General features: G+C 71.7%; 17 protein-coding genes. 6 read left to right on the top strand and 11 right to left on the bottom strand.

The genetic code is table 11. The features are described from left to right. Positions 1–30 precede the first annotated feature (30 nt). The 5 genes from ACFRIC_RS38310 to ACFRIC_RS38290 all read right to left on the bottom strand — a co-directional run bounded on the left by ACFRIC_RS38310 (position 31) and on the right by ACFRIC_RS38290 (position 6,487). Positions 31–2,223: a 3-hydroxyacyl-CoA dehydrogenase NAD-binding domain-containing protein gene (locus ACFRIC_RS38310; protein ID WP_382796192.1), complete on the bottom strand. Its 2,193-nt coding sequence runs from the start codon at positions 2,221–2,223 to the stop codon at positions 31–33. A gap of 38 nt (positions 2,224–2,261) precedes the next feature. Continuing rightward, complete coding sequence (locus tag ACFRIC_RS38305) at positions 2,262–3,476, bottom strand: acetyl-CoA C-acetyltransferase (protein WP_382796190.1); 1,215 nt, start codon at positions 3,474–3,476, stop codon at positions 2,262–2,264. A gap of 22 nt (positions 3,477–3,498) precedes the next feature. Next, positions 3,499–4,641, bottom strand: a complete 1,143-nt coding sequence (locus ACFRIC_RS38300; protein WP_382796188.1) for an acyl-CoA dehydrogenase family protein — start codon at positions 4,639–4,641, stop codon at positions 3,499–3,501. A gap of 118 nt (positions 4,642–4,759) precedes the next feature. Continuing rightward, on the bottom strand, positions 4,760–5,896 hold the full coding sequence (locus tag ACFRIC_RS38295) for a CaiB/BaiF CoA transferase family protein (protein ID WP_382796187.1): 1,137 nt from the start codon (positions 5,894–5,896) through the stop codon (positions 4,760–4,762). Between the two features lie 210 nt (positions 5,897–6,106). Continuing rightward, a complete protein-coding gene (locus ACFRIC_RS38290; RefSeq protein ID WP_382796185.1) occupies positions 6,107–6,487 on the bottom strand; it encodes an MmcQ/YjbR family DNA-binding protein in 381 nt (126 codons plus the stop codon). A 143-nt stretch (positions 6,488–6,630) separates the two neighbouring features. On the opposite strand from ACFRIC_RS38290, the gene ACFRIC_RS38285 reads away from it, so the two are divergent. Further along, positions 6,631–7,803, top strand: coding sequence for a saccharopine dehydrogenase family protein (locus ACFRIC_RS38285; RefSeq protein WP_382796184.1), 1,173 nt, complete (start codon positions 6,631–6,633; stop codon positions 7,801–7,803). Between the two features lie 129 nt (positions 7,804–7,932). Here the strand turns inward: ACFRIC_RS38285 and mmpA are convergent, their stop codons facing one another. Further along, on the bottom strand, positions 7,933–8,079 hold the full coding sequence (gene mmpA, locus ACFRIC_RS38280) for a morphogenic membrane protein MmpA (protein WP_382796182.1): 147 nt from the start codon (positions 8,077–8,079) through the stop codon (positions 7,933–7,935). Positions 8,080–8,174: 95 nt separating this feature from the next. Next, the gene (locus tag ACFRIC_RS38275; protein WP_382796181.1) at positions 8,175–8,864 is read right to left on the bottom strand and encodes an endonuclease V; all 690 of its coding nucleotides are present in this window, start codon (positions 8,862–8,864) and stop codon (positions 8,175–8,177) included. A 76-nt stretch (positions 8,865–8,940) separates the two neighbouring features. Between ACFRIC_RS38275 and ACFRIC_RS38270 the strand changes: the two genes are divergently transcribed. Further along, positions 8,941–9,237: a YciI family protein gene (locus ACFRIC_RS38270; protein ID WP_382796179.1), complete on the top strand. Its 297-nt coding sequence runs from the start codon at positions 8,941–8,943 to the stop codon at positions 9,235–9,237. Between the two features lie 28 nt (positions 9,238–9,265). On the opposite strand, the gene ACFRIC_RS38265 is transcribed toward ACFRIC_RS38270, so the two are convergent. After that, a complete protein-coding gene (locus tag ACFRIC_RS38265; protein WP_382796177.1) occupies positions 9,266–10,372 on the bottom strand; it encodes a WD40/YVTN/BNR-like repeat-containing protein in 1,107 nt (368 codons plus the stop codon). Positions 10,373–10,663: 291 nt separating this feature from the next. On the opposite strand from ACFRIC_RS38265, the gene ACFRIC_RS38260 reads away from it, so the two are divergent. Further along, on the top strand, positions 10,664–11,080 hold the full coding sequence (locus ACFRIC_RS38260; protein ID WP_382796176.1) for an SsgA family sporulation/cell division regulator: 417 nt from the start codon (positions 10,664–10,666) through the stop codon (positions 11,078–11,080). Positions 11,081–11,096: 16 nt separating this feature from the next. On the opposite strand, the gene ACFRIC_RS38255 is transcribed toward ACFRIC_RS38260, so the two are convergent. Both ACFRIC_RS38255 and ACFRIC_RS38250 read right to left on the bottom strand, forming a co-directional pair. Further along, on the bottom strand, positions 11,097–11,933 hold the full coding sequence (locus tag ACFRIC_RS38255; protein ID WP_382796174.1) for an isocitrate lyase/phosphoenolpyruvate mutase family protein: 837 nt from the start codon (positions 11,931–11,933) through the stop codon (positions 11,097–11,099). 67 nt (positions 11,934–12,000) lie between these two features. Continuing rightward, the gene (locus ACFRIC_RS38250; RefSeq protein WP_382796172.1) at positions 12,001–12,687 is read right to left on the bottom strand and encodes a GPP34 family phosphoprotein; all 687 of its coding nucleotides are present in this window, start codon (positions 12,685–12,687) and stop codon (positions 12,001–12,003) included. Positions 12,688–12,990: 303 nt separating this feature from the next. Between ACFRIC_RS38250 and ACFRIC_RS38245 the strand changes: the two genes are divergently transcribed. The 3 genes from ACFRIC_RS38245 (at position 12,991) to ACFRIC_RS38235 (ending at position 16,721) form a co-directional block, all read left to right on the top strand. Then, the gene (locus ACFRIC_RS38245) at positions 12,991–14,625 is read left to right on the top strand and encodes an ABC-F family ATP-binding cassette domain-containing protein (protein WP_382796170.1); all 1,635 of its coding nucleotides are present in this window, start codon (positions 12,991–12,993) and stop codon (positions 14,623–14,625) included. 129 nt (positions 14,626–14,754) lie between these two features. After that, a complete protein-coding gene (gene ddaH / locus ACFRIC_RS38240) occupies positions 14,755–15,531 on the top strand; it encodes a dimethylargininase (protein WP_382796169.1) in 777 nt (258 codons plus the stop codon). A 212-nt stretch (positions 15,532–15,743) separates the two neighbouring features. Further along, complete coding sequence (locus ACFRIC_RS38235; protein ID WP_382796167.1) at positions 15,744–16,721, top strand: acyl-ACP desaturase; 978 nt, start codon at positions 15,744–15,746, stop codon at positions 16,719–16,721. Between the two features lie 180 nt (positions 16,722–16,901). Here ACFRIC_RS38235 and ACFRIC_RS38230 read toward each other — a convergent pair whose 3' ends face one another. Further along, positions 16,902–18,119, bottom strand: coding sequence for an esterase/lipase family protein (locus ACFRIC_RS38230; RefSeq protein WP_382796165.1), 1,218 nt, complete (start codon positions 18,117–18,119; stop codon positions 16,902–16,904). Positions 18,120–18,245 lie beyond the last annotated feature (126 nt).

The raw sequence follows: 18,245 nt of genomic DNA, 5'->3' as shown, positions 1-18,245 counted from the left end.
ATCCGGGACCGGATCGGGCGGCGGCCCGGATCAGGACGCGTCGGCGAACCGCTCGCCGTTCTCCGCCTTCTCGACGAGCAGCGCCGGCGGGAGGAAACGGTCGCCGTAGCGCTCGGCGAGCTCCCGCGCGCGGGCCACGAACGCGGCCGGTCCCGTACCGGTCGCACCCTCGTAGCCGTTGATGTACTGGAGGACACCACCGGTCCAGCCCGGGAAGCCGATCCCGAAGACGGAACCGATGTTGGCGTCGGCGACGGAGGTCAGGACGCCCTCCTCGAGGAGCCGGACGGTGTCCAGCGCCTCGGAGAAGAGCATGCGCTCCTTCATGTCCTCGAACGGGATCTCGTACCCCGGCTTGGTGAAGTGCTCGCGCAGACCGGGCCAGAGCGGACCGCGCGCGCCGTCCTCGCCGTACTCGTAGAAGCCCGCTCCCCCGCTGCGGCCGGGACGCTCGAACTCGTCCACCATGCGGTCGATGACGGCCTCGGCCGGGTGGGTCTCCCACGTGCCGCCGGCCTCCTCGACGGCCTGCTTCGACTCCTTGCGGATCTTGCGCGGCAGGGTGAGGGTCAGCTCGTCCATGAGGGAGAGGACCTTCGCCGGGTAGCCGGCCTGGGCGGCGGCCTGCTCGACGGAGGCGGGCTCGATGCCCTCGCCGACCATCGCGACACCCTCGTTGATGAAGTGCCCGATGACCCGGGAGGTGAAGAAGCCCCGCGAGTCGTTGACGACGATCGGGGTCTTCTTGATCTGGCGGACCAGGTCGAAGGCGCGGGCCAGGGCCTCGTCGCCGGTGCGCTCGCCCTTGATGATCTCCACCAGCGGCATCTTGTCGACGGGCGAGAAGAAGTGCAGCCCGATGAAGTCCTCCTGCCGCTCGACGCCTTCGGCGAGGGCGGTGATCGGCAGGGTGGAGGTGTTGGAGCAGAGCAGGGCGTCGGGCTCGACGATGTTCTGGATCTCCTGGAACACCTTGTGCTTGAGCGCGGTGTCCTCGAAGACCGCCTCGATGACCGCGTCGCAGCCCGCGAGGTCGTTCGGGTCGGCGGTGGGCGTGATGCGGGCGAGCAGCGCGTCGGCCTTCTCCGGGGTCGTACGACCCCGCGAGACGGCCTTGGCGCACAGCTTCTCGGAGTACGCCTTGCCCTTGGCGGCCGCGTCGGCCGAGACGTCCTTGAGGACGACGTCCATGCCCGCGAGCGCGCACGAGTAGGCGATGCCCGCGCCCATCATCCCGGCGCCGAGGACGGCGACCCTGCGGACCGGGCGCGGCTCGACGCCCTTGGGGCGGTTGGCGCCGGAGTTGACGGCCTGGAGGTCGAAGAAGAAGGCCTGGATCATGTTCTTCGAGGTCTGGCCGGCGGCCAGCTCGACGAAGTAGCGGGCCTCGATGACCTGGGCCGTCTCGAAGTCGACCTGGGAGCCCTCGACGGCGGCCGCGAGGATGTTGCGCGGGGCCGGGTAGGGCGCGCCGTTGGTCTGCTTGCGCAGGTTGGCCGGGAAGGCGGGCAGGTTGGCCGCGAACTTCGGGTTCGCCGGGGTGCCGCCGGGGATGCGGTAGCCGGGCTTGTCCCAGGGCTGCTGCGACTCGGGGTTGGCGTCGATGAACGCGCGGGCCTTGGCGAGCAGTTCCTCGGGAGTGGCGGCCACCTCGTGCACGAGGCCGTTGTCCCGGGCGCGCGTGGCGTTGTACTGCGTGCCCTGGAGGAGGACCTTCAGCAGGGCGTCGGCGATGCCCAGCAGCCGCACGGTGCGGACGACTCCGCCGCCTCCGGGGAGCAGGCCGAGCGTGACCTCGGGGCAGCCGATCTTGGTGCCGGAGGTGTCGAGGGCGACCCGGTGGTGGCAGGCGAGGGCGAGCTCGAAGCCGCCACCGAGGGCCGCGCCGTTGATCGCGGCGACGACCGGCTTGCCCAGGGTCTCGATGCGGCGCAGGTTGCGCTTGATCGCGAGGCCGCCGTCGAAGAGGTCCTGGGCGGTCTCGGGGGTGACCCGGATGAGGTCGCGCAGGTCGCCGCCCGCGAAGAAGGTCTTCTTGGCGGAGGTGAAGATGACGCCCCGGATCGAGTCCTTCTCGGCCTCCAGCCGGTCGGTGACCGCGGCGAGGGAGGCGCGGAAGGCCGCGTTCATGGTGTTGGCGGACTGGTTGGGGTCGTCGAGGACGAGGGTGACGACGCCGGTCTCGTCCTGTTCCCAGCGGATGGTGGTGGGCTCAGTGCTCATCAGGGGATGCTCCGTAGATCCTTGATCCGTTGGGAAGGTCAGACGCGTTCGACGATCGTGGCGATACCCATGCCGCCGCCCACGCACAGGGTGGCGAGGCCGTAGCGCTTGTCCTGGCGCTCCAGCTCGTCGACGAGGGTGCCGAGGATCATCGCGCCGGTGGCGCCGAGGGGGTGGCCGAGCGCGATGGCGCCGCCGTTGACGTTGACCTTGTCCAGCGACAGGCCCATGTCCTTCACGAAGCGCAGGACGACGGCCGCGAAGGCCTCGTTGATCTCGACGAGGTCGATGTCGTCGATGGTCAGACCGGCCTTGGCGAGCGCCTTGCGGGCGGCGGGCGCGGGGCCGGTGAGCATGATGGTCGGCTCGGAGCCGGACACGGCGGCGGCGACGATCCGCGCGCGCGGGGTCAGGCCGTAGCGCTCGCCGACCTCCTTGGAGCCGATGGCGACGAGCGAGGCGCCGTCGACGATGCCGGAGGAGTTGCCCGCATGGTGGACGTGGTCGATCTTCTCGACCCAGTGGTACTTCTGGAGCGCCACCGCGTCGAATCCGCCCAGTTCGCCGATGTCCGCGAACGACGGCTTCAGCTTGGCCAGCGAGTCGGCGGTGGTGCCGGGGCGCAGGAACTCGTCGTGGTCGAGGACCGTGAGACCGGCGCGGTCCCTGACCGGGACGACGGACCGGTCGAAGCGGCCGTCCTTCACGGCGGTGGCCGCGCGCTCCTGGGAGAGGGCCGCGTACTCGTCGACGTCGCGGCGGGAGAAGCCCTCGATGGTGGCGATGAGGTCGGCGCCGATGCCCTGCGGCACGAAGTTGGTGGCCAGGTTGGTCATCGGGTCGGCGAACCAGGCGCCGCCGTCCGAGGCCATCGGCACGCGCGACATCGACTCGACGCCGCCCGCGAGGACCAGGTCCTCCCAGCCCGAACGGACCTTCATCGCGGCCATGTTGACGGCTTCGAGGCCCGAGGCGCAGAAGCGGTTCTCCTGGACACCGGCCACCGTGTCGGGCAGTCCGGCGGCGATGGCCGCGATCCGGGCGATGTCGGAGCCCTGGTCGCCGACCGGGCCGACGACACCGAGCACGATGTCGTCGACGGCGGCCGGGTCGAGGCCGGGGAAGCGGCGCTGCACCTCGTGGATGAGCCCGACGACGAGGTCGATGGGCTTCGTTCCGTGCAGGGAGCCGTTCTGCTTGCCGCGACCGCGCGGGGTGCGGATCGCGTCGTACACGTACGCTTCGGTGCTCACTGGTAAGCCTTTCGAGGAGGGTTTAGCCGAGCAGGGAGCGGCCGATGATCTCCTTCATGATCTCGGTCGTCCCGCCGTAGATGGTCTGGATGCGTCCGTCGGTGAAGGCCCGTGCGACCCGGTACTCCGTCATGTAGCCGTAGCCGCCGTGCAGTTGAAGACACCGGTCGGCGACCCGCTTCTGCAGTTCGGTGGCCCACCACTTCGCCATGGAGGCGTGCACCGCGTCGAGTTCACCGTCCGAGTGGTCGACGATGCAGCGGTCGAGGAAGGTGCGGGTGACGGCGCACTCGGTGGCCATCTCGGCTATCTCGAAGCGGATGTGCTGGAGCTTGGCGAGCGGCCGTCCGAACGCCTCGCGCTCCTTCACGTACTGGGTGGTGATCTCCAGGAGGTGTTCGGCGCCGGCGATGGCGGCGACGGCGATGCCCATGCGCTCCTGTGCGAGGTTGGTCATCAGGTGGATGAACGCGCCGTTCGGTTCGCCGAGCAGGTTCTCCTTGGGCACGCGGACGTCGTTGAAGAACAACTCCGCGGTGTCCTGCGACTTCTGGCCGATCTTGTCGAGGTTGCGGCCCCGTTCGAAGCCCTCCGCGCCCCGCTCGACGACGAGCAGCGACAGTCCGTGCGCGCCGCCCTCGGGGGTGGTCCTGGCGACCACGATCACCAGGTCGGCGAGGATGCCGTTGGAGATGAACGTCTTGGAGCCGTTGAGCAGGAAGTGGTCGCCCTTGTCCTCGGCGTGCGTCGTGATGCCCTGGAGGTCGGAGCCGGCTCCGGGTTCGGTCATCGCGATCGCGGTGATGATCGAGCCGTCGCAGAAACCGGGCAGCCAGCGCCGCTTCTGCTCCTCGGTGGCGAGGCCGGTCAGATACGGGCCGATGATGTCGTTGTGCAGCCCGAGGGCCAGGCCGGCCGCTCCCGCGCGCGTGAACTCCTCGGCCAGGACGGCGCTGTAGCGGAAGTCGGTGGTGCCGCCGCCTCCGTACTCCTCGGGCACGGCGAGTCCGAGCAGGCCCTGCTTCCCGGCCGCGCGCCAGGCCTCGCGGGAGACGATGCCGTCCTTCTCCCACTGCTCGTAGTGGGGCAGCACCTCCTTGGCGAGGAAGGTGCGCACGGTCTCGCGGAACGCGTCGTGCTCGGCGGTGAAGATCTGCCGCTTCATGCGGGAAGCGCCTTCCTGGAGTGCGTACGGAAACGTTCGGGGCGGGCGGTACCGGGGCTCGCGCAGGCGCGGGCGGGCGCCGGGCCCCGGCCGGGTACGGGCGGCGTGCGGAATCTCGTCATCCGCCGTCCTTCGTCAGTCCGGGTACGTCCCAGTCGCGGGCCACGTCCTCAGTGTCGGCGCCGGGCAGGGCGGGCCCGCCGCGGACGGAGGTGGCGGTGACCGAGAAGCGCGGCGCGGGGGCGGGCTGGGTGATGCCGCCGTGCTCCACGAAGGTGCCCCGGGCGGCGAGATGCGGATGACCGGGTGCCTCGCGCAGGGACAGGACCGGCGCCACACACGCGTCGCTGCCTTCGAAGACGGCGGTCCACTCGTCTCTCGTACGGGTCCTGAAGCGGTCGGCGACCGCCGCGCGCAGTTCCTCCCAGCGCGCCAAGTCCTTGTGGGCGGAACCGAGTTCGGGGATGCCGAGCAGGTCGACGAACCGGTCGTAGAACCGCTGCTCCAGGGGGCCGACGGCCATGTGCAGGCCGTCGGCGGTCTCGTAGGTCCCGTAGTACGGGCAGCCGCCGTCGAGGAGGTTGGCGGCGCGCCGGTCCTGCCAGCCGCCCGCCGCGATCATGCCGTGGATCATCGTCGAGAGGTGCGCGGTGCCGTCGACGATGGCCGCGTCCACGACCTGGCCGGTGCCGGTGGCCCGCGCGTGGTGCAGGGCGGCGAGGAGACCGACGACGAGGTAGAGCGAGCCGCCCGCGTAGTCGCCGAGGAGGTTCGCCGGGACCGCCGGCGGCCCGTCCGCGGCGCCGATCATCCCGAGGGTGCCGGTGAGCGCGATGTAGGCGATGTCGTGCCCGGCGCGCTGGGCGAGCGGTCCTTCCTGGCCCCACCCCGTCATCCGGCCGTAGACGAGCCGCGGGTTGCGGGCCCGGCAGTCCTCGGGGCCCACGCCGAGCCGCTCGGCGACGCCCGGGCGGTAGCCCTCGATCAGGATGTCGGCCCGTTCGGCCAGGTCCAGGACGCGCGACGGGCCGTCCTCGGCCTTGAGGTCGACGAGCACGGACCGCTTGTTGCGGTTGGTGACGTCGTGGGCCGGGTCGACGCCGATCCCGGCGCCGCCGGGCCGGTCCACCCGGACGACGTCCGCTCCGAGGTCGGCCAGCAGCATGGCGGCGAACGGGCCCGGACCGATGCCCGCCAGCTCGACCACGCGCACCCCGGCGAGGGGACCGTGTCCCGGCGTTCCTGCCGCTGTCATCAAGCCCCCAGCACTGTGACACCACTGATGTGACATCAGTGATGTTAAGAACGTGTTCCACTCCGGGCAAGCCCCCGGCGAGCAAGCGCTTAGTTAAATTCCGGCCTCGGGGCCGGATACGGAGCCGGATCCGGGGCCGGATTCAAGACCGGCTTCAGGACCGGCTTCCGGTCGGGGCCGGCCTCGATCGCCACCGGGTCGCCGTCGCGATCAGCGCTGGTCCAGCTCGGCTATCAGCCTTTTGGGTGCTATCACGCGATAGCTCTCCTCGACCCAGTCGCACAGCAGCTCCGCCGCCGGCGCCCCCTGCTCCCCCAGGGGTACACGCACCCAGCCGGCCCTGCCCAGGCCGTACCCGGCGGGCTCCGCCCCGGGCGCGGTGAGCGCGTGGGCGTGCGCCGCCTCGTCCTTGAGCTTCACCGTGACGCCGAGCGGGTGACTGCCGTCGTCGAGACCGAGAAAGACGAAGACCTTCTTGTTGACCTTCACGACGGTCTCGCCCCAGGGGAACTCCTCCGCGGCGCCGGGCAGGCCGAGCGCGAACGCACGCACTTTCTGCCACTTTTTCAGCGCGTTTTCCGACACGGCCACGGCTGCCTCCGGCCTGTTCGTACCACCTCGTCGTCCGGCTGTTCGTACCTCACGCTAGCCTCAGCCACCGACAACGGCGCTTCGCGCACGACGTGGCGCGGGTCGCGCGTTCGAGCGCAGCCCACAGTGTGGTGGAGGGTGTCATGAGCAGGGTGAACGAGCCGGACCGCGCGTACGACATCGTGCTCTTCGGAGCCACGGGTTTCGTCGGGGAGCTCACCGCGGAGTATCTGGCCGCCCACGCGCCCGAGGGACTGCGGTGGGCGATCGCCGGACGCAGCACCGAGAAGCTGGAACGGCTGCGGGAACGGCTCGGCGGCGCCCCCGGTGTGCTGCGCGCCGACGTGACCGACCCGGACTCGCTGGGCGAACTCGCCCGGCAGGCGCGCGTGGTGGCCTCGACCGTGGGGCCGTACATCACCTACGGGGAGGAGCTGGTGGCCGCCTGCGCGGACGCCGGCACCGACTATCTGGACCTGACCGGCGAGCCCGAGTTCGTGGACCTGATGTACGTGCGGCACGACGCACGCGCGCGGGAGACGGGCGCTCGGCTCGTGCACGCCTGCGGCTTCGACTCGATCCCGCACGACCTGGGCGCCTGGTTCACCGTTCGGCAGCTCCCCGAGGACGTGCCGCTGAGGGTGGAGGGGTTCGTCCGCTCGCAGGCGATGTTCTCGGGCGGCACGTTCGCCTCCGCCCTCAACCAGTTCGCGCGGGGCCGGCACATGCTGGCCGCGGCGCGGGAACGCAGGCACCACGAACCGCGCCTGATGGGGCGGCGGGTCGAGGCCCCGCTGGGGGCACCGCGGTTCGCCAAGGAGGTCGGGGCGTGGGCGCTGCCGCTGCCCACCATCGACGCCCAGGTGGTGCAGCGCTCGGCGCGCGCCCTGGCCCGCTACGGGCCGGACTTCCGCTACCGCCACTACGCGGCCGTCGAGCGGCTGCCCATCGCCCTGGGCGGCGTCGCCGGGGTGAGCGCGCTCTTCGCCGCCGCCCAGGTCCCGCCCGCCCGCCGCTGGCTCTCCGACCGGATCAAGCCGGGTGAGGGGCCCAGCGCCGAACGACGCGCGAAGAGCTGGTTCTCGGTGCGTTTCGTGGGCGAGGGCGGCGGCCGTCGCGTGTTCACCGAGGTCTCGGGCGGCGACCCCGGCTACGGCGAGACCGCGAAGATGCTCGCGGAGTCGGCCCTGTCGCTGGCCCTGGACGACCTGCCGAAGACGTCCGGGCAGGTCACCCCGGTGGTGGCGATGGGCGACGCGCTCCTGGAACGGCTGAGCGCGGCGGGGATCACCTTCCGTGTGGCGGCGGTGCGCTAGAGCCTGTCCGGCGACTGCCCTCTGCCCGGCGACGCCCTGCACGCGCTCTCGCCGGGCGGGCGGGACTTCGCGGACACGCTCCGGGGCCTGTCCGCGGGGCCTCGCGTGACGGTGCGGGCCGGGCGGTGCTCACGATGTCCAGGCGATCACCGTGTAGATCATCCCGCCGATCCAGGCGAGGCCGGCCGGGACGGCGAGGACCAGCGCGGCCGTCACCGCGCGCCCGTCGGGCCACGCGGGTTCGGCGGAGGGGTTCGATGCCCGGTTCGTCGTCATGCCGTCAGCCTGCCGGTCGCGGCCCGGCCGTACATCCGTACGGGTACTCAGGAGGCGTACTCACCCGTGCGGGCCGGGCCGAGGACGCCTCGCTGTCAGGACGTCGCCTGCCGGAGCGCCAGGCGGCACAGGGAGTCCGCGCGGCGGGTGGATTCCGGCAGACGGTACTTCGGGGTCAGCGCGAGGGTGTGGGCGCAGGCGTTGTCGAGGTCCACGCGGTGGCCGACGGACACGAACACCGGCTTGACCCCGTCCCGGGTGCGCAGCGCGCGGCCCACCTCGTCGGTGCCCGCGAGCAGCGGTGAGGCGCTGCCGCGCCGGGTGCCCGGCTCCTCGTAGGAGAAGGTGAACGGGTTCTTGGCGACCCCGATCGTGGGAAGGCCGGTGAGGACGCCCAGATGGCTGGCGAGGCCGAAGCGGCGCGGGTGGGCGAGGCCGTAGCCGTCGCAGACGACGAGGCCGGGCGGGCAGGGCAGGGCGTCCAGGGCGGCCATGACGGTCGGGATCTCGCGGAAGGCGAGCAGCCCGGGGACGTACGGGAAGGAGACCCTGCCGACGGCGGTGGCCTCCGCCACGACCTCGCGGGTGGCCGCGTCGAGGACGACGGCGGCCGCGACCACGACGTCCCGCTCGTCGTCGTAGGCGACGTCGACGCCGGTCACGTGGCCGGTGCCGGGCGGCGGGCCCGGCTCGTCGAGCACCACCCGCTCGCGCAACTCGTCCTGTACGGCACGGGCTTGTTCCTCGGTGACGGGCCAGCCCGCGGGAATGCTCACGATCGTCATGATGCGAACGAGCCTACGGGCCGGTCCTCGTGAGGGTGGGCCGGGGCGGGCGGACGGTGGGCGTAGGGTCGCGATCATGTTCGTACTGGAGTTGTCCTACACCGCGCCGCTCGACGCCGTCGATGCCGTTCTGGAGGCGCATGTCGCCTGGCTCGACGAGCAGTACGCGGCCGGGACCTTCCTCGCCTCGGGGCGCAAGAACCCCCGCGACGGCGGGGTGATCCTCGCCGTCGCGGAGGACCGGGCGCGGATCGAGGAGATCGCCGCGGGCGACCCGTTCGTCACCGCGGGCGTGTGCGCGTACCGCGTCACCGAGTTCGTGGCGACGAAGACCGCACCGGGCCTGGAGCGCTACCGGGAGACCCTCGGCTGAGGACCGCCCCGGGCGCCCTCCCCTCGTCTCAACGCTCCAGCCGGGCGACGCGTCCCTTCTCGCCCGAAGCCCAGCAGCCGAGGTCCGGGGTGCAGTCCACGGTGTCGTACGAACCGGTGTCGAGGGTGCGCCAGGTGCGGCCGCCGTCGGTTGTCAGGTCGGTGCCGGTGGGGCCGACCGCGAGGGCGGCGGTGCGGCTGTGCGGCAGCCAGGTGACGCCGGAGCGGTAGGCGGGCGGGGGCCGGTCCGCGGTGGTCCAGGTGCGGCCGCCGTCGGGGGTGATCGCCGCGGCCCGGGGTGAGGGCTGGTCGGCGCGGTAGTCGCCGCCCACCGCGATGCCGTGGACGCGGTCGCGGAAGGCGAGGGCGAAGACGCCGCGCGCCGGGTCGCCCGCGGGGACCGGGGTGTCGGTGGCGGTCCAGGTCAGTCCGCGGTCCGCGGAGTGCAGCACGCGCGCGTGCGCCCCGCCGCCCGTGGCCAGCCACACGTCGCGGGGCCCCGAGCCGACCAGGCACTGACCGCTCGCGGCGAAGCCCGCCTCGCCGTCCTCGGCGGCCGGCATGCCGTCGCCGGGCAGCACCTTCCAGGTACGGCCGCCGTCGCCGGTCGACAGGATGCGGAACCTGCCGTCCACCGGGTCGCTCATCGCCAGGCCGTGCCGCCGGTCGAGAAACGTGAGGCAGTCGTAGAAGGCGTGCGCGTCGGTGTTGCGGAAGGACTCGGTCCAGGTGGCGCCGCCGTCCTCGGTCCGGTAGACGCGGGACGCCTCGCCCTCGCCGATGGCCAGGACCACGGCACGCCGGGCGTCGAACGCCTCGATGTCGCGGAACTCCAGGTCCGCGGCGCCGGGCGGCGACACGTTCCGCCAGACCGCGCCGCCGTCGGTGGTGCGCAGCACGGTCCCCTTCGAGCCGGCCACCCACGCGGTGTCCCTGCCGACGGCCGACAGTCCGCGAAAACGCGCGTCCGTGCCGGTGTCCTTGAGCGCCCAGTGCGGGGTCCGCGCCGTGTCGTGCGCCCGCGCGGGCGCCGCCACCCCGGGTACCGCCACGACCAGCGCGGCGGCGAGTGCGGCGGCCGCCGAACCCACGCCGACCGTACGGCCCGTGCGTCTCGTCTTCCCCAAGCCCCTCATGGCGGGCGAAGCTAGTCCACTCCCCCGATCGCGTCCAGATGGCCTCCGGAGGGAACCTCGGGGGCCGCCCGGGTGTCCTCTTCGGTGTCGGGTGAGCGCGGAAGGGAAAGGGATCACCACGATCTCCGACAAGGATCATCACGATCGGGGAAAGTGGATCTCCCGGCGCATGGCCTCGGTGACAGAGGTCACTCGGGTCAGAGGTGCACGCGCCGGGTCATTCTTCCGTCTCTTCAATTGACCGGCTTCATCCGCCCGGAGTTCGTCCAGCCGTCACAAGGGAGCAAGGCGTTGTCCACCGCAATCGAGCAGCCCGTAGAGGCCCGACTCGTCGCCGCCGCGCCGCGGATGCCGAGCATTCCGGCCACGCTGCACTACGACCGGACCGACCCGTTCGCCGTCCGCATGACCTTCCCTGCCCCGGCCACGCTCGAAGGCGTCGAGGTCTGCTGGACCTTCGCCCGGGACCTGCTCGTGTCGGGTCTGGAGGACGCGGTGGGGTACGGCGACGTACGGGTACGGCCGTACGGGTTCGACCGCACCGTCCTGGAGTTCCACGCCCCCGAGGGCACCGCGGTGATCCATGTGCGTTCGGGCGAGGTGAGAACCTTCCTCCAGCAGACCACCGAGCTGGTGCCGGTCGGCCTCGAACACCTCCAGGTGGACCTGGACCACGATCTGGAGGAACTCATGCGGGGCACCTGCTGAACCCTCGCGGGTACCGTCAACCGGCGCGCCCCATCAGGGCGTTGAGGCCGGCGTAGTCGAACCCGCCGGTCAGGCTCTCGCAGGTCCCCGTGCCCAGCAGCTCCCGCGCGGCACGCCGGACCAGGGCGTGCGCCGCCGTCGCGATGCTCGACCCCGCGCTGATCCGGGCCACCCCGAGTGCGGCGAGCTCGTCCACGGACGGCGCCCCCGGGCCCACCAGGATGTTCAGCGGGCCGTCGATGCCCTCGACGAGCGCCTTCACGATCGCCGGATCGACGGTTCCGGGGACGAAGACGCCGTCGGCTCCCGCGGCCAGGAAGGCCGCGGCCCGCTCCAGGGTCTCCTCCACCCCGCCCGCGCCGCGCAGGAACGTGTCGATGCGGGCGTTGACGAACAGGGGAACCCCCGCGGCGTCCGCGGCGGCGCGGACCGCGGCGATGCGCTCCGCCTGCTCCGCCACGGGACGCAGCGGCCCGGCCCCCTCCTCGTACAGGGCGTCCTCGATGTTCACGCCCACCGCGCCCGCCGCGAGCACCGCCCGGACCGTGTCCCCCACGCCCTCGGCGCCGGACGCGTACCCGCTCTCGATGTCCGCGCTGACCGGCACCCGGACCACGGCGGTGATCCGCGCCACGGCCGCGAGCGCGACGTCCCTGTCCAGCCGGTCCCCGTCCGCCACGCCCAGCGACCAGGCGAGGCCCGCGCTGGTCGTCGCCACCGCCGCGCCGCCCGCGTCCTCGACGATCCGGGCGCTCACCGCGTCCCAGGCGTTCGCCAGGACGAGGGGCCGGCCGGGCACGTGCAGGGCGCGGAGGGCGAGGGCGGAGTCGCGGAGGCTCTCGGTGTCGGTCATGGGGCAAGCCAAGCACGGCCGGCGCGAGGGGAGCTGGCAGGAATCCGACGTGGACGTGGCCGGAGCGTCAGCTCGAGGTCGTGGTGGCCGCGGTCGTGGAGGAGGCCGTCGTGGCCGCCACGACCACCGCCGTGCGGACGTCCTGGATGACCTTCCTCAGGGCGGGAGCCGCCGCGCCCCCGCGCTCGGTGAGCCGGTCGATGCGGTCGCGGTGGAGCCTGCGTTCCTTGGGCGACGCGAAGGTGCGCAGCTCGGCGGCGGTGGCCAGGGCGACGAGGGCCGCGTCGCGGTCACCGACGTCGGCGACGGGCACCGGGCCCTCCAGCACCTCCCGCGCGTCCTGGCGCAGGGCCTCCACCACGGGGATCCGGTCCAGCTCGTACTCGACGGACGGGAAGATCCCGAAGACCCGCTTGCGCTCCGCCCGCAGGTACCCCTCGGCCGCGAGCTGGGCGCGGACCGCGTCCAGGGTGACCCGGGCCCGTGAGGTGACCCACGGCTTCCACCGCCGGGGCCGGGACTCCGCCACGAGTTCGAGGAGCCCGTCGAGAACGACGTCCCCGGTCCGGGTGTCGGCGTCGACCGGGGTGACGATGCCGTCGTCGTCGACGAGCAGCCCGCGCTGGGCGAGCTCGGTGAGGGCGCCGGCGCGCACCAGGTGGTGGAGGTGGGTGGACCCGGTGATCTTCCCCTTGGTGGTGTCCCACGCCAGGAGGTAGAGCCGGGCGGGCAACGAGAGTGGGCCGTTCGGCACAGGTTCTCCTCGGTTCGTCGGTGGGCCGCGTTAATCCTTTGACAGCCCTCGGGACCGTCTCTACGGTGTGAAGCGCTTCTGTTGCCGTCGAATGGAGAAGGACGTTGCTCGTCTGAGGTCGGAGACACCGCGTCACACAGCCGGTCCCGTCGGACCCGCGTGTGCGCAGCGTGCGACCTCGGCGTTCGAGCCGTCCCAGGGTGCGGAGCCCGTTCTTCCCGCTCTCCTCCGAACCGGATCGTCGTCGCCTCGCGGTGTCCCGTACGCGTACCCCCGACCGCATCCAGCAACCGCGAGGCCCTCATGTCAACGTTCCCCACCTCCGTCACCTGTACCTCCCTGTCCTTCGCCTGGCCGGACGGCACCGAGGTCTTCGACGGTCTCCAGGCAGCCTTCGGACCCGGCGTCACCGGACTCGTCGGCGTCAACGGCTCCGGCAAGTCGACCCTGTTGAAGCTGGTCGCCGGAGAGCTCACCCCGGCCGACGGCACCGTCCGGGTCGCGGGCGAGGTCGGCCGTCTGCCGCAGAACGTCACCCTCGACACCGCGCTGCGGGTCGACGAGGCGCTCGGCATCCGCGCGGTGCGCGCCGCCCTGCACGCGATCGAGGCGGGCGACGCGTCCGAGGAGCACTTCGACGTCGTCGGCGACGACTGGGACGTCGAGGAACGGGCCCGCGCCACCCTCGGCGAACTCGGTCTCGGGCACATCGACCTGGACCGCACGATCGGCGAGGTGTCCGGCGGCGAGTCGGTGCTGCTGCGGCTGGCCGCGCTCCTGCTGCGCCGGCCGGACGTCCTGCTGCTCGACGAACCGACCAACAACCTCGACCTGTACGCGCGGCAGCGGCTGTACGCGGCCGTGGAGGCCTGGTCCGGGGTCATGATCGTGGTCAGTCACGACCGTGAACTCCTCGACCTGGCCGACCAGATCGCCGATCTGCACTCCGGCGAGGTCACCTGGTACGGCGGGAACTTCTCCGCGTACGAGGAGGCGCTCGCCGCCGAACAGGAGGCGGCCGAGCGCATGGTGCGGGTCGCCGAGTCCGACCTGAAGAAGCAGAAGCGCGAACTGGTGGACGCCCAGGTCAAGTTGGCGCGGCGCAGACGGTACGGGCAGAAGATGAACGAGCAGAAGCGCGAACCGAAGATCGTCATGGGGGCGCGCAAACGGTCGGCCCAGGAGTCCGCCGGCAAGCACCGGCTCCTGCACGAGGGCAGGCTGAGCGAGGCGAAGGAGCGTCTCGACGAGGCGGTGGAGGCCGTACGGGACGAGGACGTGATCCGGATCGACCTGCCGTACACGGCGGTGCCGCCGGGTCGCGACGTCCTCACCCTGGACCGGCTGGAGCTCCAGCACGGCGCACGGGTGAACGGCGTGTTCGATCTTCGCGGCCCCGAACGCGTCGCGATCGTCGGGCGCAACGGATCGGGCAAGACGACACTCCTGCGCACGATCGCCGGGGAGCTGGACGCCGTGTCCGGCGAGGCACTCGCCCATGTGCCCCTGCGCTTCCTGCCGCAGCGGCTCGACGTCCTCGACGAGGAACTGACGGTCGCCGAGAACGTGGCCCGGTACGCCCCCGCCGCCACCCGCAACCGGATCCGGGCCCGGCTCGCCCGCTTCCTGTTCAAGGGGGCGAGGGCCGACCAGCGGGCGGCGACGCTCTCCGGTGGCGAACGCTTCCGCGCGGCGCTCGCTGCCCTGATGCTGGCCGAGCCCGCCCCGCAGCTCCTGATGCTCGACGAGCCGACGAACAACCTCGACATGGCGAGCGTCCGGCAGCTCACCTCGGCACTGGAGTCGTACGAAGGGGCGCTGATCGTCGCGAGCCACGACATGCCGTTCCTGGAGTCGATCGGCATCACGCGACGGCTGCTGCTGGAAGGAGGAGAACTGAAAGAAATCGCTCCGGAAACTGTCGGGTATTCCTCATAGTGCGGGGAGCACGGGCGGCCTAGCGTCGGGGGTGGGCGGTGCCCGGCGTCGGGCCGAGGGTCTTCTGCGTGCGCGGACCGCACTGCATGATGGTGCGTTCGATGCCCCCGTCCGATTCGGAGACCGCCCGTGCCCAGTCAGAAAGCGCTCGTCCGCAGGCCCGGCCCCCGCCTCGCCGAGGGGCTGGTGACCCATGTGGAACGCACGGAGGTGGACGTCGATCTGGCGGTCGAGCAGTGGGAGGCGTACACCGAGGCACTGCGGACGCACGGCTGGGAGACGATCGAGGTGGACCCGGCCGAGGACTGCCCGGACGCGGTGTTCGTCGAGGACGCCGTCGTCGTCTTCCGCAATGTCGCGCTCATCGCCCGGCCCGGCGCGGAGTCGCGGCGGGCCGAGACGCCGGGGGTCGAGGAGGCCGTGGCACGCCTCGGCTGCTCGGTGAACTGGATCTGGGATCCGGGCACCCTCGACGGCGGCGACATCCTGAAGGTGGGCGACACGATCTACGTGGGCCGCGGCGGCCGGACGAACGCGGCCGGGGTCCAGCAGGTGCGCGCCGTCTTCGAACCGCTCGGGGCCCGGGTCGTCGCGGTTCCCGTCAGCAAGGTGCTGCACCTGAAGTCGGCGGTCACCGCTCTGCCCGACGGAACCGTGATCGGGTACGAGCCGCTCGTGGACACGCCCTCGCTGTTCCCGCGCTTCCTGGCCGTCCCGGAGGAGTCCGGGGCGCACGTGGTGCTCCTGGGCGGCGGGAAGCTGCTGATGGCCGCGTCCGCCCCGAAGACCGCGGAACTGCTCGCCGACCTCGGGCACGAACCGGTCGTGGTGGACATCGGCGAGTTCGAGAAGCTGGAGGGCTGTGTCACGTGCCTCTCGGTGAGGATGCGGGAGCTGTACGTCTGAACGAGTGAGCGAGCCACCCGTACGGCCCAGGCGTCTCGACGCCCCGGGTCTCGTCGGCGTGGGCCGGGAGGCGGTCTGCCCGCGCCCGTAACACCGCTGATCAGCGGTCTTTACGGGGTTCTTAACCTACGGAGACGTAACCTACGGAGACGTAGCCTACGATGCCGTAGGTTAGAAGTTCCGCTCGTTGTCCCGTCCCCCCTGGAGCACCAGTGACGATCACTTCCCCCGACCTCGGCAGCCCGGCAACCTCCTGGACCGACGCTCGCCTGCTGTACGCGCTGGAGGAAGTCGTCGAGACGGAGCTCAATCGCCACCTGAAGGTGGCGAAGGACTGGATGCCGCACGAGTACGTGCCCTTCAGCGACGCCCGCAACTTCCCGGGGCTCTTCGAGGACGGCGAGGCCTGGGAGAAGGAGCAGTCCAAGGTCACCGAGATCGGCCGGATCGCGCTGGTCGTCAACCTGCTCACCGAGGACAACCTGCCGAGCTACCACCACGAGATCGCGTCCCTGTTCGGCCGCGACGGCGCCTGGGGCACCTGGGTGCACCGCTGGACGGCGGAGGAGGGCCGGCACGGCATCGTGATGCGCGACTACCTGCTCGCCTCGCGCGCGGTGGACCCGGACAAGCTCGAGGCGTTCCGCATGCAGCACATGAGCGAGGGATTCGAGTCGGACAACCGCCACTCGATGCTGCACTCGGTCGCGTACGTCGCGTTCCAGGAGCTCGCCACCCGCATCTCGCACCGCAACACCGGGCACCAGTCGGGCGACCCGGTCTGCGACCGCATGCTGGCGCGCATCGCGACCGACGAGAACCTGCACATGGTGTTCTACCGCAACCTCCTGAAGGCCGCGTTCGAGCTGGCTCCCGACCTGACCATGCAGGCCGTCCGTGACGTCGTCGTCAACTTCCGGATGCCCGGTCACGGCATGCCCGGCTTCGAGCGCATGGCCGCGCAGATGGCCATCGGCGAGGTCTACAACCTGCGCATCCACCACGACGACGTGCTCCAGCCGGTGCTGCGGCACCTCAGGGTCCTGGAGATCGACGGTCTCGGCCCCGAGGGCCTCAAGGCCCAGGAGGAGCTCGGCTACTTCATGGGCGGCCTGGACTCCGAGGCCTCGAAGTTCGACGAGAAGCTCGCCGCCCGCAAGGCCCGGATGGCGGCCCGCGCCACCGCGTGACACCCCCTCCCGCGTACGCGGGAGCGGGTGGACCGACGAGCGCCCGGGCGCCCCGGCAGGGTTCAGGTCCTGCCGGGGCGCCCGCGCATGCCGGGGCCCTGCGGGCCCGCACCCGGTTCCCGGGCCGAACGGTCCCCGAACGATCCGGCCTCGGGCCGGGGTCTGGTCCCGGGCCGGGGTCTAGTCGGGAAGCCGGTCCAGGACCCACTCCCCGATCTCCTGCGTCATGACGGCGTGCGGGTCGTTGTCCGCCGAGAGCAGGAAGTCGTCGAGATCCGACTCCTCCGGCGGCAGCTCGTCGATGACGGCGTACAGGTTCTCCTGCCGGTCCAGGTCACGGATGGCGACCGCGCTGACGGACGGGACGAAGCACACCGACCGGTGGACCATGTCGACGTTCTCGCCGAACGCCCTGAGCGTGTCCCCGACGAGGCCGAACGACTCCAGCGTCCCGCCGGGCGCGCCGTCGAGCTCGGGGAACCCGCTCGTGGTGACCGTGTGCGGTCCGCCGAGGACGCCGTCGAGCACGGCCACCTCCACGTCCTCACCCTTGGGCTGGGCGAGGAAGTACGTACCGTCGAAGAGCGGTCCGGCGCAGGTCAGCGCCTTCGCCCCGGCGCGCACGCCGTTGCCCACGCCGTCGCCGCGCCCGCTGGACACCCCGATCAGGCGCGGGATGCGCGGCCAGCCGCCCACCCGCTCCAACTGCTCCTTGAACGCGCGGCGCAGCGGACTCTCCCTCGGCGTACCGTCCAGGGCGTCCAGGTGGCGCCAGAGCATCTGCTGCGAGGCCGGGCTGCCGATCTGCCGCAGGTAGGTGTCGTCGCCAGCGGCGGCGAGGTAGTGCGCGAACGCCTGGAGTCCGATCGGCACCCACGCTCCCCGGTGCGGGCTGTCGAACGACGCGTAGACCCCGACCCGGTGGTCCATGCGCTGCGTCTCCATCTTGGCCAGCGCGTAGCGGGCGACGATGCCGCCCATGCTGAACCCGCCGACGAGCAGCCGGGTGTCGTCGAGCTGTTCGGCGATGGTCCGCATGATCGCGGCGGTCATCGTCTCGGCGTTGCGCAGGATCGACTCGCTCCGCTCGTCGAACCCGACGAGGATCAGCGTGCGTCCCCGCCGTCGCAGTTCGCCGATGAACGGGAACCTGCCGTTCTCCAGCCCGTCCCACAGCCAGTCGAAGTCGGTCGGCCCGAGGTTGAAGCCGTCGGCCAGGACGACGGGCCGGACCACTCCCTGGCGGCCCTCCCCGTAGTACACCCGGGCACTGCCGCCCGGTAGCTGCCATTCCTCGTCGGCCCGGGGAGCCTGCGCGAGTGCGGCCTTCCCCATCGGGGCGACGAGCCCGATCGATCCCGCGGCTTTCCTGGCTTTGTCGGCCTTGCTGTCGGCCATGACGTCCCTTTCGGTGTCGGTGACAACGATCAGAGGACGTCATACGCAGATTTGGCAATGTCCAAGCGCATATGCCAGACAGCTCACTCCGATGAACCACGACGGCAGCCGGACGGAGGTGAGGGG

Source organism: Streptomyces sp. NPDC056738, from assembly GCF_042790435.1.
Classification (GTDB): Bacteria; Actinomycetota; Actinomycetes; order Streptomycetales; family Streptomycetaceae; genus Streptomyces.
This window is presented reverse-complemented; position numbering and strand designations above follow the sequence as displayed.

What these genes read in the sequence shown, in the direction of transcription:
- ACFRIC_RS38310 (WP_382796192.1), bottom strand. Translation starts at nt 2,223, where the DNA reads ATGAGCACTGAGCCCACCACCATCCGCTGGGAACAGGACGAGACCGGC.
- ACFRIC_RS38300 (WP_382796188.1), bottom strand. Translation starts at nt 4,641, where the DNA reads ATGAAGCGGCAGATCTTCACCGCCGAGCACGACGCGTTCCGCGAGACC.
- ACFRIC_RS38295 (WP_382796187.1), bottom strand. Translation starts at nt 5,896, where the DNA reads ATGACAGCGGCAGGAACGCCGGGACACGGTCCCCTCGCCGGGGTGCGC.
- ACFRIC_RS38285 (WP_382796184.1), top strand. Translation starts at nt 6,631, where the DNA reads ATGAGCAGGGTGAACGAGCCGGACCGCGCGTACGACATCGTGCTCTTC.
- mmpA (WP_382796182.1), bottom strand. Translation starts at nt 8,079, where the DNA reads ATGACGACGAACCGGGCATCGAACCCCTCCGCCGAACCCGCGTGGCCC.
- ACFRIC_RS38275 (WP_382796181.1), bottom strand. Translation starts at nt 8,864, where the DNA reads ATGACGATCGTGAGCATTCCCGCGGGCTGGCCCGTCACCGAGGAACAA.
- ACFRIC_RS38270 (WP_382796179.1), top strand. Translation starts at nt 8,941, where the DNA reads ATGTTCGTACTGGAGTTGTCCTACACCGCGCCGCTCGACGCCGTCGAT.
- ACFRIC_RS38265 (WP_382796177.1), bottom strand. Translation starts at nt 10,372, where the DNA reads ATGAGGGGCTTGGGGAAGACGAGACGCACGGGCCGTACGGTCGGCGTG.
- ACFRIC_RS38255 (WP_382796174.1), bottom strand. Translation starts at nt 11,933, where the DNA reads ATGACCGACACCGAGAGCCTCCGCGACTCCGCCCTCGCCCTCCGCGCC.
- ACFRIC_RS38245 (WP_382796170.1), top strand. Translation starts at nt 12,991, where the DNA reads ATGTCAACGTTCCCCACCTCCGTCACCTGTACCTCCCTGTCCTTCGCC.
- ACFRIC_RS38230 (WP_382796165.1), bottom strand. Translation starts at nt 18,119, where the DNA reads ATGGCCGACAGCAAGGCCGACAAAGCCAGGAAAGCCGCGGGATCGATC.